At 69.9% G+C, this 14,398-nt stretch carries 13 protein-coding genes; 5 read left to right on the top strand and 8 right to left on the bottom strand.

Annotation, left to right across the window (positions count from 1 at the left end; translation table 11 throughout):
* Nucleotides 1-57: 57 nt before the first annotated feature.
* The 5 genes from ACEL92_RS11575 to ACEL92_RS11555 form a co-directional block, all read right to left on the bottom strand.
* The gene (locus ACEL92_RS11575; RefSeq protein WP_374025687.1) at nucleotides 58-2,112 is read right to left on the bottom strand and encodes a peptidoglycan D,D-transpeptidase FtsI family protein; all 2,055 of its coding nucleotides are present in this window, start codon (nucleotides 2,110-2,112) and stop codon (nucleotides 58-60) included.
* A complete protein-coding gene (locus ACEL92_RS11570) occupies nucleotides 2,109-3,284 on the bottom strand; it encodes a hypothetical protein (RefSeq protein ID WP_374025686.1) in 1,176 nt (391 codons plus the stop codon). Before ACEL92_RS11570 ends, ACEL92_RS11575 begins: the two co-directional genes overlap by 4 nt.
* Nucleotides 3,281-4,438 (bottom strand): 16S rRNA (cytosine(1402)-N(4))-methyltransferase RsmH, encoded by a 1,158-nt coding sequence (gene rsmH / locus ACEL92_RS11565; RefSeq protein ID WP_374025685.1) that lies wholly within the window; start codon nucleotides 4,436-4,438, stop codon nucleotides 3,281-3,283. Before rsmH ends, ACEL92_RS11570 begins: the two co-directional genes overlap by 4 nt.
* Nucleotides 4,413-4,844, bottom strand: coding sequence for a division/cell wall cluster transcriptional repressor MraZ (gene mraZ, locus ACEL92_RS11560; protein ID WP_007170790.1), 432 nt, complete (start codon nucleotides 4,842-4,844; stop codon nucleotides 4,413-4,415). The genes rsmH and mraZ overlap by 26 nt, the downstream gene beginning before the upstream one ends.
* Nucleotides 4,845-5,289: 445 nt before the next feature.
* Entirely contained in the window at nucleotides 5,290-5,694 is a 405-nt protein-coding gene (locus tag ACEL92_RS11555) for a DUF3040 domain-containing protein (protein WP_374025684.1), read from the bottom strand.
* Between the two features lie 327 nt (nucleotides 5,695-6,021).
* On the opposite strand from ACEL92_RS11555, the gene ACEL92_RS11550 reads away from it, so the two are divergent.
* Both ACEL92_RS11550 and ACEL92_RS11545 read left to right on the top strand, forming a co-directional pair.
* Entirely contained in the window at nucleotides 6,022-6,621 is a 600-nt protein-coding gene (locus tag ACEL92_RS11550) for a GNAT family N-acetyltransferase (RefSeq protein ID WP_374025683.1), read from the top strand.
* A gap of 140 nt (nucleotides 6,622-6,761) precedes the next feature.
* A complete protein-coding gene (locus ACEL92_RS11545) occupies nucleotides 6,762-7,409 on the top strand; it encodes a DUF3153 domain-containing protein (protein WP_374026181.1) in 648 nt (215 codons plus the stop codon).
* Here the strand turns inward: ACEL92_RS11545 and ACEL92_RS11540 are convergent.
* Nucleotides 7,406-8,302, bottom strand: a complete 897-nt coding sequence (locus ACEL92_RS11540; protein ID WP_374026180.1) for a mycobacterial-type methylenetetrahydrofolate reductase — start codon at nucleotides 8,300-8,302, stop codon at nucleotides 7,406-7,408. The genes ACEL92_RS11545 and ACEL92_RS11540 overlap by 4 nt on opposite strands.
* A 257-nt stretch (nucleotides 8,303-8,559) precedes the next feature.
* Here ACEL92_RS11540 and idsA2 point away from each other — a divergent pair, with 257 nt between their 5' ends.
* Together idsA2 and ACEL92_RS11530 are read left to right on the top strand one after the other, a co-directional pair.
* Nucleotides 8,560-9,609 (top strand): bifunctional (2E,6E)-farnesyl/geranyl diphosphate synthase, encoded by a 1,050-nt coding sequence (gene idsA2, locus ACEL92_RS11535; protein WP_374025682.1) that lies wholly within the window; start codon nucleotides 8,560-8,562, stop codon nucleotides 9,607-9,609.
* A gap of 4 nt (nucleotides 9,610-9,613) precedes the next feature.
* Nucleotides 9,614-11,161, top strand: coding sequence for an alpha-(1->6)-mannopyranosyltransferase A (locus ACEL92_RS11530; RefSeq protein WP_374025681.1), 1,548 nt, complete (start codon nucleotides 9,614-9,616; stop codon nucleotides 11,159-11,161).
* A 32-nt stretch (nucleotides 11,162-11,193) separates the two neighbouring features.
* On the opposite strand, the gene ACEL92_RS11525 is transcribed toward ACEL92_RS11530, so the two are convergent.
* Nucleotides 11,194-11,598, bottom strand: a complete 405-nt coding sequence (locus tag ACEL92_RS11525; protein WP_374025680.1) for an Rv2175c family DNA-binding protein — start codon at nucleotides 11,596-11,598, stop codon at nucleotides 11,194-11,196.
* Nucleotides 11,599-11,676: 78 nt separating this feature from the next.
* Here ACEL92_RS11525 and ACEL92_RS11520 point away from each other — a divergent pair, with 78 nt between their 5' ends.
* Complete coding sequence (locus tag ACEL92_RS11520) at nucleotides 11,677-12,969, top strand: protein kinase (protein WP_374025679.1); 1,293 nt, start codon at nucleotides 11,677-11,679, stop codon at nucleotides 12,967-12,969.
* On the opposite strand, the gene ACEL92_RS11515 is transcribed toward ACEL92_RS11520, so the two are convergent.
* The gene (locus ACEL92_RS11515; protein WP_374025678.1) at nucleotides 12,966-14,354 is read right to left on the bottom strand and encodes a class II 3-deoxy-7-phosphoheptulonate synthase; all 1,389 of its coding nucleotides are present in this window, start codon (nucleotides 14,352-14,354) and stop codon (nucleotides 12,966-12,968) included. The genes ACEL92_RS11520 and ACEL92_RS11515 overlap by 4 nt on opposite strands.
* Nucleotides 14,355-14,398: the final 44 nt, after the last annotated feature.

Raw genomic sequence — 14,398 nt, 5'->3', positions numbered from 1 at the left:
GACGCTATCGGGCCCCACGCTAGCACGCTCGCGAATCGTGGCCGCGTGAGCCGAGTTTCAGGTGGCCTGCAGGATCAGCGGCGGACCGGGGTCTGGCGAAAGCGGCACGTTCTCGCGCTGCATGAGCCAGCCGGCGATGTTGTGGAACAGCGGGGCCGCCGAGTGGCCCGGCGTACCGTCGGCGTTGCGATCGGGGTTGTTCATCATGATGCCGATGACGTAGCGCGGGTTGTCGACGGTGGCCATGCCGGCGAAGGTGATCCAGTAGACGTTGTCGAAGTAGCAGCCGCAGGCCGGGTTGATCTGCTGTGCGGTGCCCGTCTTGCCGGCCATCTGGTAGCCGGTCACCGCCGCGGCGGGCCCGGTGCCCTGCTGGTAGCCCATCGGGTCGCGCTGCACGACGGCGCGCAGCATATTGCGCACGGTCTGGGCCGTCTGCGCCGACACCACCCGCACGCCCTCGGGACGCGCCTCCTCGGTGCGGGTGCCGTCGGGCGCGATGGTGGCCTTGACGATCCGCGGCGGGATGCGCACCCCGTCGTTGGCGATCGTCTGATACATGCCCGCCATCTGCAGCAGCGTCATCGAAAGGCCCTGCCCGATCGGCAGGTTGGAGAAGGTGCTGCCCGACCATTGGTCGATCGGCGGCACCAGCCCGGCGCTCTCACCGGGCAGGCCCACGTTGGTGCGCTGCCCGAGCCCGAATTTGCGGACCATGTCGTAGAAGCGTTCCGGCCCGACGCGCTGGGCGAGCATCAAAGTCCCGACGTTGGAGGACTTTCCGAAGACGCCGGTGGTGGTGTAGGGCATCACGCCGTGCTCCCACGCGTCGTGCACGTTGACGCCGCCCATGTTGATCGAGCCGGGCACCTGCAGCACCTCGTCGGGGTTGGACAGGCCGTACTCGATGACCGAGGACGCGGTGATGACCTTGTTCACCGAACCCGGCTCGAACGGCGAGGACACCGCCAGGTTGCCCAGCTGCTTGTCGCCCTGGCGCCCGATGTCCTGGGACGGGTCAAAGGTGTTGTCGTTGGCCATGGCCAGCACCTCGCCCGTCTTCGAGTCCAGCACGACGGCCGAAACATCATGTGCGCCGGACAGATCCTTGGCCTGCTGAACCTGCTGCTGCACGTAGAACTGGATGTCGTCGTCGAGGGTCAGCTGGACCATCGAGCCGTTGACCGCCCGGTGCCGATTGCGATAGCTGCCGGGGATGACGACGCCGTCGGACCCGCGGTCGTAGGTGACCGAGCCGTCGGTTCCCGACAGCACCGAGTCCAGCGACTCCTCCAACCCGAGCAGCCCGTGACCGTCCCAGTCGATGCCGCCGACGATGTTGGCCGCCAACGACCCGCCGGGGTACTGCCGCAGATCCTGGCGCTCCGAACCGACTTCGGGGTACTTCTCGGAGATCGCGCTGGCGACGGCGGGGTCGACGGCGCGTGCCAGATAGACGAAGTTCTCGTCGCTTTGCAGCTTCTTCAACACCGTCGCGGAGTCCGGCTTGTTGCCCAGCCGGGTGGCGACCTCCTTGGCGATGTCGCGCAGCCGCTGCTGCGGATCGGGGGCCGCCGAGTTCTTGTTCTTGGCCTCGTCGAGCTGCTTGCGAATCCTCTTGGGCTGGAACGTCAAGGCGCGTGACTCGGTGGTGAACGCCAGCTGATCCTTATTGCGGTCGACGATGCTGCCACGCACGGCCTTCTCGACGTCGGTGACCTTGAGTTGGCCCGCCGCCTGGGCGCGCAGCGTCGGCGCGTTGGTCACCTGCAGGACGAACAGCTGGACCGCCGCCACCACGATCAGGAGCCCGATGGCCGCGTTCCCGGCCCGATGCCGGAACACGAACGACGCGCCGCGGTTGCCCGCCTGCACGAGCTTCCGGGTGCGCCGCTCGCGCGCCGAGTGCCCGGTCGCTACGGCGTCCGGGCCGTCGGCCGCGCGGCCCTTCGTGGCTTCCTTGGCTTTCCGGAATCGCTTCGGTTCCCGGACGTCCTGGGTCTGTTGCTTCCCGCGGAGCTTCGGCTGGCGAACACCCTTGGCTTCCTGCGCTTTACGGGGGCCACGGGTCGGCTGCGCCCGGCGGTTGCCCCTGGCGTCGCCGCGGCTCACCGGGGCGCACCCGGCGTCGCAACGGGGCCCGGCGCCGCGGGCTGCGGCCCGAGCACCGGGGCGGCGGGCACGACGGGGGCCACCGGCTGGGGCACCGCGGGGGCCCGTTGCACCGGCACCGGCACCTCAGCGGGCAGCGGTGCGGGCACCTGCCCGGGCGGCGGAACCGGCAAGCCGCCCAACGGCACCGCCACTTCCAGGGGACCGGGAGCGGGAGCGATCACCGCCGGCGCCGGCAACCCCGGGACCGGCCCGCCCGGCACGGGCAGCGCACCGGGGCTCTGCCCGGCTACCGGCGCCCCCGGTGAACCCGGCATGCCGGGCAGTGGCGGCCCGGTCTGCGCCAGGTGCTGGCCGCCCAGCGTCGACGATCCGTCCGGTGCACGCAGCAACGCCTCCGGCCCAGACCGCGCCGGGACGGGCGCCGCGGGATCGGGCTGCAGCCGGACCGGGACCTCGGCGGGCGGCGCGGGTGGCGCCGGCGGGGCCGGCGGGCCCTGGTCGGGGAGCTTGCTGTTCAACGGCGGTGGCGGCACCCCGTCAGCCGGCTTGGGCGTGCCGACGACCACCCAGTTCCCGGAGGGGTCCTGGACCAGATGCGCGGTGTCCCGCGTCGGGATCATGCCCTGTTTGCGGGCCGCCTCCGCCAGCGCCGGCGCGGACTCCGCCTCGCGTACATCGCGTTCCAGCGCCTCCTTCTGCTGTTGCAGCAGCCGGGTCTTCTCGCGGGCGTGGCTCAATTTGTAGGACCGCTCCGCGGAGTCCGTGGACAACCACAGCGTGAGACCCAGCCCGACGCCCAGCGCGCCGATGACCAACACCACAAACGGCACCTTGGCCGCCAGGGTGCGCGGCCGCAGGTCGATCGAGGCCAGCCGCGCCGCCAGGCGCTCGCTCAGACGAGGACGAACAACCTTTGGCGCCTTGGCTTTCCGGGCCTTGGCCCGGGCCTTGGCCTGACTCGTGCTCTTGGCCCGCGCCGGGCGCTCGACCGGTCTGGCTATCGGGCTGGTGTGGGGCCCGGATTTGGGCGCGCGGCTCTCCCGGGCCGGCGCCGCGCTCCGCCCAGGCCGGGTGCGCGCCGAGTCGGGCTCGGCGGCCGAACGCCTGCCGCGCCGGGCGGAGCCGTCGCGCCCGCCACGGCGATTCGGCGTTTCCCGCTTTGCTTTCATGCGTCGCCCTTTCCGGTTGCCTGCTGGACCCGTTGTACGGCGCGGAGTCGCACCGCGGCGCTGCGCGGATTGCGTTCGATTTCGGCGGCGTCCGCGCGCTCGGCGCCGTGGGTGAGCGACCGGAATCGCGGCTCGTGGCCGGGAAGCTCGACCGGTAGATCCACCGGTGTGCGGGAGGCGACCGCGTCGGCGAACAACCGCTTGACGATGCGGTCCTCCAGGGATTGGTAGGCCAGCACCACGATGCGTCCGCCGACGGCGAGCGCGTCCAGGCCGGCCGGGATCGCGCCGCGCAACGAGCCCAGCTCGTCGTTGACCGCGATCCGCAGGGCCTGGAAGGTGCGCTTGGCCGGATGGCCCCCGGTCCTGCGGGCCGGTGCCGGAATCGCCTGGTAGAGCAGGGCCACCAACTCCGCGGTCGACGCGAAGGGTGCGCGGGCGCGCTGGCGCACGATCTGCGCGGCGATGCGGCGCGCGAACCGCTCCTCGCCGTAGCGGTGCAGGATGTCCGAGAGCGCGGCTTCGTCGTAGGTGTTGAGGATGTCGGCCGCCGTCAACGGCGACTGCGGATCCATCCGCATGTCCAGCGGCGCGTCCTGTGCGTAGGCGAATCCCCGCTCGGCGCGGTCGAGCTGCATGGAGGACACGCCGAGGTCGAACAGCATCCCGTCGACCGATCCGACTGTGTCGTAACCGGATTCGGCCAACGCCGTGGCGAGGCCGTCGTAGCGGCTGTGCACCAGCGTCACGCGGTCGGCGAATCGCGCCAACCGGTCGCGGGCGATGTCCAGCGCGCTGGGGTCGCGGTCGAGCCCGATCAGCCGCAGCCCCGGCAGGTCGTCCAGGAAGCGCTCGGCGTGCCCGCCCGCACCCAGGGTGGCGTCGAGCAGGACCGCACCCGAACCGTCGGCGTGGTGACGGGTCAGCGCGGGGGTCAGGAGTTCGACGCAGCGATGCAGCAGGACGGGCACGTGCCCGAAGTCGCCCGAATCGTCAGCCACCGCAACGCCTCCCCGGGTCGGGCGAGACGCCCCTGCATCGAGGTCCCTGTCCGAAGGCGCGAACCTGGCGTTGGGGAAGTACGCCAGGGCCGGTTCGGGCAGAGGCCACGTTGCACGGGCGTGCGCCTCAGATGATGTCGCCGAGTGCTTCATCGCTGGCCGCGGAGAAGTTCTCTTCGTGGGTCTGCTGGTAGTCCTGCCAGGCTTGCGCATCCCAGATTTCGAGGTAGTCGACCGCCCCGATCACCACGCAGTCCTTGGAGAGGTTCGCGTAGCGACGGTGGTCGGCCGACAGTGTGATGCGCCCCTGCGCGTCGGGATGCTGCTCGTCGGTGCCGGCGGCGAGGTTGCGCAGGAACGCCCGGGCGTCGGGGTTGCTCCGCGAGGCCTTGCTCGCCCGGCGCGCGAGTTGCTCGAATTCGCCCCGCGGGTAGACGGCGAGGCTGTGGTCTTGGCTCTTGGTGACCATCAACCCCCCTGCCAGCGCGTCGCGAAACTTGGCGGGCAACGTGAGTCGCCCCTTGTCGTCGAGTTTGGGCGTGTAGGTGCCGAGAAACACCAGCTCACCTCCCGCTCGGGGTCACCCAAACACTGCAGTCACCATACCCCACAATCCCCCACTTCGCCCCATTCCGAGGGTGTCGTGGCGGACTTTCCCGGGTTATCCGCCACCTTTGGACGCATACACCGTTGGACGGTAGTTCCCCGAGTCTCGGTGGCCATCGCAGCGGACGGCAGGAAAGCGCAGCTCAGAACGTCAATACGCGGGATGTGGGGCGAAGTGGGGGGACAGAGTGGGGCGCCGTGGGGCTTAACTTCCCCGCCGAAGCACGATTGCGGCTCGATTCGGCGTCAAAACGGCCCCGAGTTCGCCTACGCCGGCCCGGCCATCCTCGGCCGAGCCGGGTTGAATCCGTGACGATGACGTCGCGCCCGCTACTGCGGGCAAGAAAGGCAAGAAAAAGGGGGAGCCGAATGGCTTCCCCAGATTCGTCGGCGATGCGCTAGTCGTCGAAGCGGCGGCGGAACCGGTCTTCCATCCGGCTGGTGAACGAACCTCCACCGCCCTTGTTGCGGCGCTGGCGCAGCGAGCCCGGCGCCGAGCCGGGGTGGTCGGGGCGGCCTGACAACCGCGGACCGGTGATGGCGAACACCACGCCGCCGAACATCACGATGAACCCGAAGACGCTGAGAATCGGGAAATTTCCGATCATGGTGGCCTTGAACGCCACTCCGGAAACCAGCATTGCGAGGCCGATGACGAACAGCGCCGCGCCCTGCAGGCGGCGGCGCGCGGTGGGTGCGCGCAACCCTCCGCCGCGGACGCTGGACACGAACTTGGGATCTTCGGCGTAGAGAGCGCTCTCGATCTGATCGAGCATCCGCTGCTCATGATCGGAGAGTGGCATTCGTCCCTCCTTGCCGACAGTTGACGCGTAACTATCGATAGCACGCGGATGCCCGTTGTGGGGGCAACTAATTGAAATGATACGAGGTCAATCTGCGCCATACCACTGGTTCGGTCGCGATTCTATCCTGGCCCCGGCCGGGCACCCGTCGGAGCCGGAACGGCCGTGCGCTACAACCGGCTTCCTTTGGCGGGAGTGGTTGGCCGGTTCGTTGCCGCGACCGCTCGCCGGACAACCTCTCCCGGGTCCGATAATGGCGATGGCGGCGCGGGCCGAGCGGCAATACGAATGCAAGCACGCGAGCACAGGATGAGGAGGAAACCGCGAGTGGCGATATTCCTCATCGATCTGCCGCCCACCGACATGGAGCGCCGGCTCGGCGAAGCCCTGAAGGTGTACGTCGACGCGATGCGGTACCCGCGCGGCACCGAGAACCAGCGCGCCGCCATGTGGCTCGAGCACATCCGCCGGCCGGGGTGGCAGGGAGTGGGCGTCGTGGACGCCGAAGGCGCGGACGGGTCGATGCCGTCGGCGGCCCAACTGAGCAACGCCCCGCTGCTCGGCATCGCCTACGGGTACCCGGGGGCACCCGGCCAGTGGTGGCAGCAGCAGGTGGTCCTCGGCCTGCAGCGGGGCGGCCGCCCGGCGCAGGAGATCGCCGGCCTGATGAACAGTTACTTCGAGTTGACCGAGCTGCACATCCACCCGCGCGCGCAGGGCCGCGGCCTCGGCGAGGCGCTGGCCCGGCGGCTGCTCGCCGATCGCGCCGAAGAGAACGTCCTGCTGTCCACGCCGGAGACCGGCGGCGAACCAAACCGGGCCTGGCGGTTGTACCGGCGGCTGGGCTTCACCGACGTCATCCGCCGCTACCACTTCGCCGGTGACCCACGCGCATTCGCGATCCTGGGCCGCAAGCTACCGCTCTGATCGCCGAATCGCGGGCGCGCCAGGGCGGACCCGATCTGGTGGCACGTCGCATCTGGCACGATGACCTGGTGCGCGCCAGCCTCTCCCCGCCCCGAACCCGCGGATTCACCCCTCGGCGTCGCCGCCTGGTGGCCATCGCGATGCTGCTCATGCTGGTGCCGCTGGCCACCGGGTGCCTGCGAGTCAGGGCGTCGCTCACCATCTCCCCCGACGACCTGGTCTCTGGAGAGATCGTCGCCGCCGCTAAACCCAAGACGCCCAAGGACACCGGCCCGCAGCTCGACAGCAACAACCTGCCGTTCAGCCAGAAGGTCGCGGTGTCGAACTACGACAGCGACGGCTACGTGGGATCGCAGGCGGTGTTCTCGGACCTGACGTTCGCCGAGTTGCCGCAGCTGGCCAACATGAACTCCGACGCGCAGGGCGTGAATCTGTCCCTGCGGCGCAACGGCAACCTGGTCATCCTCGAGGGCCGCGCGGACCTGACCTCGCTGACCGACTCCGAGGCCGACGTCGAGCTGACCGTCGCCTTCCCCGGTGTGGTGACGTCCACCAACGGCGACCGGGTCGAGTCGACGGTGGTGTCCTGGAAGCTCAAGCCGGGCGTCGTGAGCACCATGACCGCCCAGGCCCGCTACACCGACCCGAACACGCGGTCCTTCACCGGTGCGGGCGTGTGGCTGGGCATCGCGTCGTTCGCCGCGGCCGGCGTCGTCGCCCTGCTGGCCTGGATGAACCGCGACCGTTCCCCGCGGTTCACCGCGCCCCGCGACCAGCCGCCGAGCTAGCCCTGCCGGGCGGGCGACCAGTACGCCAGCATCTCGGCGAACGTCTGGAAGGCGGGCGCCGACACCCCGTAGGTGGCCTCGAGGTGGATGCTCAGCGGGAACCCGAGCTCGGCCGCCCCGTCGATCACGCGTTTGTAGAGGTCGGTCATGAGCCGGCGCTTCTGGGGCGGTTCGCTGGCGGCCAACCGCTTGACGAACTCCTGCTCGTCGGCCACCGCGGCGTTGCCGGGATCCTGGATCAGCCAGTTGATCAGGCCGACCCGGCTTTCCATCTTGGGGACGAAGCCGAACGACAGCAGGATCTCCGGCCGGTGATCGGTGTTTTCGGCGAACTCGCGCAAAAAGCCCACGATCGCGTCCGAGTACAACAGCTGGGTCATTCCGTAGGTGGCGCCCTGGTCGCACTTGAAGTTGAACCGGCCGTGCTCCCCTTCCCGCGTGGGAATCAGGATGACGCCGCGGTTGGGCACCAGGTCGCGGTAGATCGACAGGGCATCGGTGGGCGCGACGCCGGAGCCTTCGCCGTCGTTCATCGTGCGCGGAACCCCGACGAAGACCACACCCTCCATCCCGGCCCCGCGCAGATCGGTCAGCCGCCGACGCAGCGTCGGCTCGTCGGAGAACGCGGTGACCTGGGTGCACAGGCCGTGGATTCCCGGCAGCTCGGGCTTGACGATCGACCAGAAGTCCAGCACGTCCAGTTTGGGTTTCATGACGATGGGACGGTCGTCGTCCTCGGCGATGATGCCGGGGATCATCACGTGCCCCAGCCGGCCGGCCAGACCGGTTTCCGCCGAGTACTGCACCACCTTTCGCGCGTCCTCGAGCGCCCGCTCCCGGCCTTCATCGGCGTTGGGCGGCACCAGCTCGAGCGCAATGGTGTTGAGGGTCACGCGGCTTCTCTCCATCCGACGAATGCTTGCGGCGTCTCCCGGCCGCACGGCGGGCGGCCCCGACACCCCCGCCAGCATAGGCGTGGGGGTCCCGCCCACACGCGGGGGAATAGTGAGCCCGTCGAAGCAACCACCGCGGTGCCAGGTTGGGAAGGTCCCCGGTGCCGCGCCGAATACACTGGTCGGGCCTGCCACACCACGCACGTCGATCAGAAAGGGGCGCGGCGCTGAGCGTCGAAGCAGCGGCAACCGTCGAGTTGACCGGCGCGATCACCGATCGCCTTCGGCGGTATCTGCACGACCGGCGCGCGGACACCGCCTACATCGGCGGCGACTACGAGGTGCTGGTCGCCGCCCTGGAAAGCTTCGTGCTCAACGGCGGCAAGCGGCTGCGACCCGCGTTCGCCTATTGGGGCTGGCGCGCCGTGGCGAGCGGCGAACCGGATTCCGAAGTGCTGCTGCTGTTTTCCGCGCTGGAGTTGCTGCACGCCTGCGCGCTGGTGCACGACGACGTCATCGACGACTCCTCCACCCGCCGTGGCCGCCCGACCGCCCACGTCCAGTTCGCCGAGCTGCACCGCGGCCGGCGCTGGCGGGGTTCGCCGGAGCAGTTCGGACGCTCGGCCGCGATCCTGCTCGGCGATCTCGCGCTGTCCTGGGCCGACGACATCGTGTTCCGCGCGGACCTGCCGCCCGACGCCGCGCGGCGCGTTCAGCGGGTGTGGGCCGACATCCGCACCGAAGTGTTGGGCGGCCAATACCTGGACATCGTCGCCGAAGCCAGCGCCGCCGAGTCGATCGCCTCGGCGATGAACGTCGACACCTACAAGACCGCCTGTTACACCGTGTCGCGCCCGCTGCAGCTGGGGGCGGCCGCCGGCGCCGACCGGCCCGACGTCCAGGATGTGTTCGGCCGGTTCGGGACGGACGTCGGCGTGGCCTTCCAGCTCCGTGACGACGTGCTGGGTGTGTTCGGGGACCCGGCGGTGACCGGCAAGCCGTCGGGTGACGACCTGCGCTCAGGCAAGCGCACCGTGCTGCTGGCCGAGGCGCTGAAGCTGGCCGATGACTCGGATCCATTGGCGGCCAAGCTGTTACGCGACTCGATCGGGGCGCAGCTGACCGACGAGGAGGTGGACCGGCTGCGCGGGGTCATCGAGTCGGTGGGCGCCCTGGCAGCGGCGGAGCGCCGCATCGCCGAGCTGACCCAACGGGCCTTGGCGGCGCTGGCGGCCGCGCCGGTCAACGCCGCGGCCAAAGCGGGGCTCTCCGAGCTGGCCAGAATGGCCACCGACCGGTCCGCCTGAGCCGATGACGACACCGACGCACACCCCGCCGTCCGACTCGCCGGAAACCAAACCGGCTGGCGCCGGGCGGTTTTCGCAGCTGCGCGCGTTCGCCGGCGCCGCGGAGTCCGGGCCGGCCAAACTGGGCATGCTCGGTTCTGTGCTGATCGCCGTGGGCGGCCTCGGCGCGGGCAGCACCCGCCAACACGACCCGCTGCTGGAGTCGATCCACATGTCCTGGCTGCGTTTTGGCCATGGCCTGGTGTTGTCGTCGGTGCTGCTGTGGGTGGGCGTGGCACTCATGCTGATCGCGTGGCTGGGCCTGGGCCGCCGCGTGCTGGCCGGCGAAGTCACCGAGTTCATGATGAAAGCGACCACCGGCTTCTGGTTGGCGCCGTTGCTGCTGTCGGTACCCGTCTTCAGCCGGGACACCTATTCGTACCTGGCCCAGGGCGCGCTGCTGCGCGACGGCCTGGACCCCTACGCGGTCGGACCGGTCGCCAACCCGAACAGCTTGCTGGACAACGTAAGTCCTATCTGGACGATCACCACCGCGCCCTACGGCCCGGCGTTCATCTTGGTGGCGAAGCTGGTCACCATGGCCGTCGGCAATAACGTGGTGGCCGGAACGGCGCTGCTGCGGCTGTGCATGCTGCCGGGCCTGGCCCTGCTGATCTGGGCCACCCCGCGACTGGCCGGCCACCTGGGCACCGACGGATCGACGGCCCTGTGGATCTGCGTCCTCAACCCGCTCGTGCTCATTCATCTGATGGGCGGGGTGCACAACGAGATGCTGATGGTGGGCCTGATGGCCGCCGGCATCGCGCTGAGTTTCTCCGGCCGGCATGTGCTGGGCACGACGCTGATCACGGTGGCCATCGCGGTCAAGGCCACCGCCGGAATCGCGTTGCCGTTCATGGTGTGGGTGTGGAGCCGGCACCTGCGCGACCACCGCGGATACCGGCCGGCCCGGGCGTTCGCGGCGGCCACGGCGATGTCGCTGCTGATCTTCACCGTCGTGTTCGGCATCCTGTCGGCCGTGGCCGGGGTGGGCCTGGGGTGGCTCACCGCACTGGCCGGGTCGGTGAAGATCATCAACTGGCTGACGGTGCCGACCGCCGCCGCCAACATCATCCACGCCGTGTTCAGCGGGTTCGTCGCGGTGCACTTCTACCCCATGCTGCGCATCACCCGCCTCGTCGGAATCGCGGTCATCGCGGTGTCGCTGCCGCTGCTCTGGTGGCGCTTCCGGCGCGACGACCGCGGCGCGCTGGCCGGCATCGCGCTCTCCATGCTGGTCGTGGTGCTCTTCGTGCCCGCGGCCCTGCCGTGGTACTACTCCTGGCCGCTGGCGGTGGTCGCGCCGCTGGCGCAATCGCGGCGCGCGATCGCGATCATCGCCGGCCTCTCGACGTGGGTGATGGTGATCTTCAAACCCGATGGCTCGCACGGGATGTACTCGTGGCTGCACTTCTCGTTGGCTACGGTCTGCGCGCTGATCGCCTGGTACAGCCTCGACCGCGCGCCCGACCGGCGCGGCGAGACGGCGGATGAGGCCCTGGAAAAGGCTTAGCGCCCGCTCTTAGGCCCGCTCAGTAGGCCATCTCAGTAGGCCATGGCCTGCGCCCGCCGCACGACCTCCCGCGCCTGATGCGCGTGCAGGGCGTCGACGGGGCGAGCATTGCTGATGGCATCCCGGCTGCCGTCGCGGGTGATCGTCAGCGACGGATCCGGGGTGAACAACCACCGCACGATCTCGGTGTCGTGATAGCCGCCGTCGTGCAGGATCGTCAACAGTCCCGGCAGGCTCTTGACCACCTCACCGGACTTGGTGAAGAACACCTGGGGCACCACCACGCCGCCGTCCCGCTTCACCGCGACCAGGTGGCCTTCACGGAGTTGCTGCTGAACCTTGCTGACCGATATCCGGAGCAATTCGGCGACCCGCGGCAGGTCGTAGATGGGCTCGTCGGGATCCAGAACATCGTCGCCGGCAGGAACACTGCTCACGGCGCAAGTGTAGGCCTTGCCACGCGGATTGAACCCACGTTCGGCGTCCAATCACCTGGCCGCACCTACGATGGCCCCGTGGCCGCAGCTGAATCGCCCGGGTCGTCGGGCCGTCCCGGCCCACACCGTCGCCCGGGCGAAGCCGGCGCGGCAGACCCCTTGGACAACGCGTTGCTGGACGGCCGCTACCTGGTGCAGTCCAAGATCGCCAGCGGCGGAACGTCGACGGTGTACCGCGGCCTCGACACGCGGCTCGACCGTCCGGTGGCGGTGAAGGTGATGGATGCCCGCTACGCGGGCGATGAACAGTTCCTGACCCGCTTTCAGCGCGAGGCCCGCTCAGTCGCTCGGCTGAAGGACCCCGGCCTCGTCGCGGTCTACGACCAGGGCCTGGACTCCCGGCACCCGTTCTTGGTGATGGAGCTGATCGAAGGCGGCACGCTGCGCGAGCTGCTGGCCGAGCGCGGGCCGATGCCGCCGTACGCCGTGGCCGCGGTGCTGCGCCCGGTGCTGAGCGGGCTCGCCGCGGCGCACCGGTCCGGGCTGGTACACCGCGACGTCAAGCCCGAGAACGTGCTGATCTCCGACGACGGTGAGGTCAAGATCGCGGATTTCGGCTTGGTCCGCGCCGTGGCGGCCGCCGGAATCACTTCCACGAGCGTCATTTTGGGAACCGCGGCGTACCTGTCACCCGAGCAGGTGCGCGACGGCGACGCCAGCCCGCGCAGCGACGTGTACGCCGCCGGGATCCTCACCTACGAGCTGCTCACGGGGCGCACCCCGTTCACCGGTGACTCGCCGCTGTCGATCGCCTACCAGCGGCTGGACACCGATGTGCCACCACCCAGCGCCGCGATCGACGGCGTGCCCCCGCAGTTCGACGAGTTCGTCCGGCGCGCGACGGCGCGCAACCCCGCCGATCGGTACGCCGACGGGATCGAGATGGGCGCCGAGCTGGCGGCGATCGCCGAAGAGCTTGCGCTGCCGGGCTTTCGAGTCCCCGCGCCGCGCAACTCCGCGCAGCACCGGTCGGCGGCGCTGCACCACAGCCGCGTGAGCCAACGCCCGGTCGCCGCGCCACCGCCCGCGGCGGCTCCGGTCCGCCACCCCACCCGGCAGCTGACCCGCGGCCCCGAGGACTGGTCCGAGCCGCCGCGCGCGCCGCACTCCGACGACGAGCCCGACGACTACGAATATGCGCGTGTCACAGGGGAATTCGCGGGCATTCCGATCAGCGAATTCGCGTTCGCCCGCCAGCGCGGCCGGCGCATGGTGCTGATCTGGGTGGCCCTGGTAACGGCGCTCACCGGGGCGGTCGCCACCGCGGCGTGGACGATCGGGAGCAACCTGAACGGACTGCTGGGCGGCTAGTCGCGCAGCATTTCGGCGACCAGGAACGCCAACTCCAGCGACTGCTGGGTGTTGAGCCGCGGGTCGCAGGCCGTCTCGTAGCGCCCCGCCAGATCCAGGTCCGAAATGTCTTGCGCCCCACCAAGGCACTCGGTGACGTCCTCGCCGGTGATCTCGACGTGGATGCCACCGGGGTGGGTGCCCAGCGCGCGGTGCACCTCGAAGAAGCCCTGCACCTCGTCGACGACGCGGTCGAAGTGCCGGGTCTTGTAGCCGTTGGACGACTCGTGGGTGTTGCCGTGCATGGGGTCGCACTGCCAGATCACCTGATGCCCGGTGGCCTGAACCTTCTCGACGATCGGGGGCAGCAGATCGCGCACCTTGTTGTTGCCCATCCGGCTCACCAACGTCAACCGGCCCGGCTTGTTGTTGGGGTCGAGCCGTTCCACGTATTCGACGGCCAGCTCCGGGGTCATGGTGGGGCCGATCTTCACGCCGATCGGGTTGGCGATCACCTCCGCGAACGCGATGTGCGCGCCGTCGAGCTGGCGCGTGCGCTCGCCGATCCAGACGGTGTGCGCCGACAGGTCGAACAGCTGCGGCTCGCCGTCGTCGCTCTCCGAGAGCCGCAGCATGGCCCGCTCGTAGTCGAGCACCAAAGCCTCGTGACTGGCATAGATTTCGGCGGTCTGCAGGTTGCGGTCGGCCACCCCGCAGGCGCTCATGAACTTCAGGCCCCGGTCGATCTCGTTGGCCAGCGCCTCATACCGGGCGCCCGCCGGCGAGGTCCGGACGAATTCGCGGTTCCAGTCGTGCACCAGGTGCAGCGACGCCAGCCCCGAGGACGTCAGCGCCCGCACCAGGTTCATCGCCGCGCTGGCGTTGGCGTAGGCGCGCACCAGTCGCGACGGGTCGTGCTCACGCGCGGCCGCATCCGGGGCGAAGCCGTTGATCATGTCGCCGCGGTAGGACCGCAGCCCCAGCGCGTCGATGTCCGCCGATCGCGGCTTGGCGTACTGGCCCGCGATGCGGGCCACCTTGACCACCGGCATGCTGGCGCCGTAGGTCAGCACCACTGCCATCTGCAGCAGCGCCCGGATGTTGCCCCGGATGTGGGGTTCGGTGTTGTCGGTGAAGGTCTCCGCGCAGTCGCCGCCCTGCAGCAGGAACGCCTCGCCCCTGGCGACCTGGGCCAGCTGCTCCTGCAGCCGCAGGATCTCCGAGGGCACCGTCACCGGTGGCACGCTCTCGAGGACGGTGCGCATGGCCGTCGCCTGATCGGTCGGCCAGCTGGGTTGCTGGGCGGCCGGCTTGGCCAGTGCGGCGTCCAGCCGCGCCCGCAGGTCGTGCGGCAGCGGGGGCAGCGACGGCAGCTGGTCGATCGGGATGTCGACGGTCCAGTTCATCGGTCCATGGTAACCGGGCCGCGAGGCTGACTGATCAGGGCGAA

It is taken from the genome of Mycobacterium hainanense, assembly GCF_041890355.1.
In the GTDB taxonomy this organism is placed as follows: domain Bacteria; phylum Actinomycetota; class Actinomycetes; order Mycobacteriales; family Mycobacteriaceae; genus Mycobacterium; species Mycobacterium hainanense.
Note: the sequence above shows the minus strand (reverse complement) of the source record. Positions and strands in the feature narration are given on the sequence as shown.

Excerpts from the sequence above, each read along its gene's own strand:
- ACEL92_RS11515 (WP_374025678.1), bottom strand. The coding sequence starts at position 14,354 with ATGAACTGGACCGTCGACATCCCGATCGACCAGCTGCCGTCGCTGCCC.
- ACEL92_RS11545 (WP_374026181.1), top strand. The coding sequence starts at position 6,762 with ATGCTGCTCATGCTGGTGCCGCTGGCCACCGGGTGCCTGCGAGTCAGG.
- rsmH (WP_374025685.1), bottom strand. The coding sequence starts at position 4,438 with ATGAAGCACTCGGCGACATCATCTGAGGCGCACGCCCGTGCAACGTGG.
- ACEL92_RS11555 (WP_374025684.1), bottom strand. The coding sequence starts at position 5,694 with ATGCCACTCTCCGATCATGAGCAGCGGATGCTCGATCAGATCGAGAGC.
- ACEL92_RS11530 (WP_374025681.1), top strand. The coding sequence starts at position 9,614 with ATGACGACACCGACGCACACCCCGCCGTCCGACTCGCCGGAAACCAAA.
- ACEL92_RS11570 (WP_374025686.1), bottom strand. The coding sequence starts at position 3,284 with ATGAAAGCAAAGCGGGAAACGCCGAATCGCCGTGGCGGGCGCGACGGC.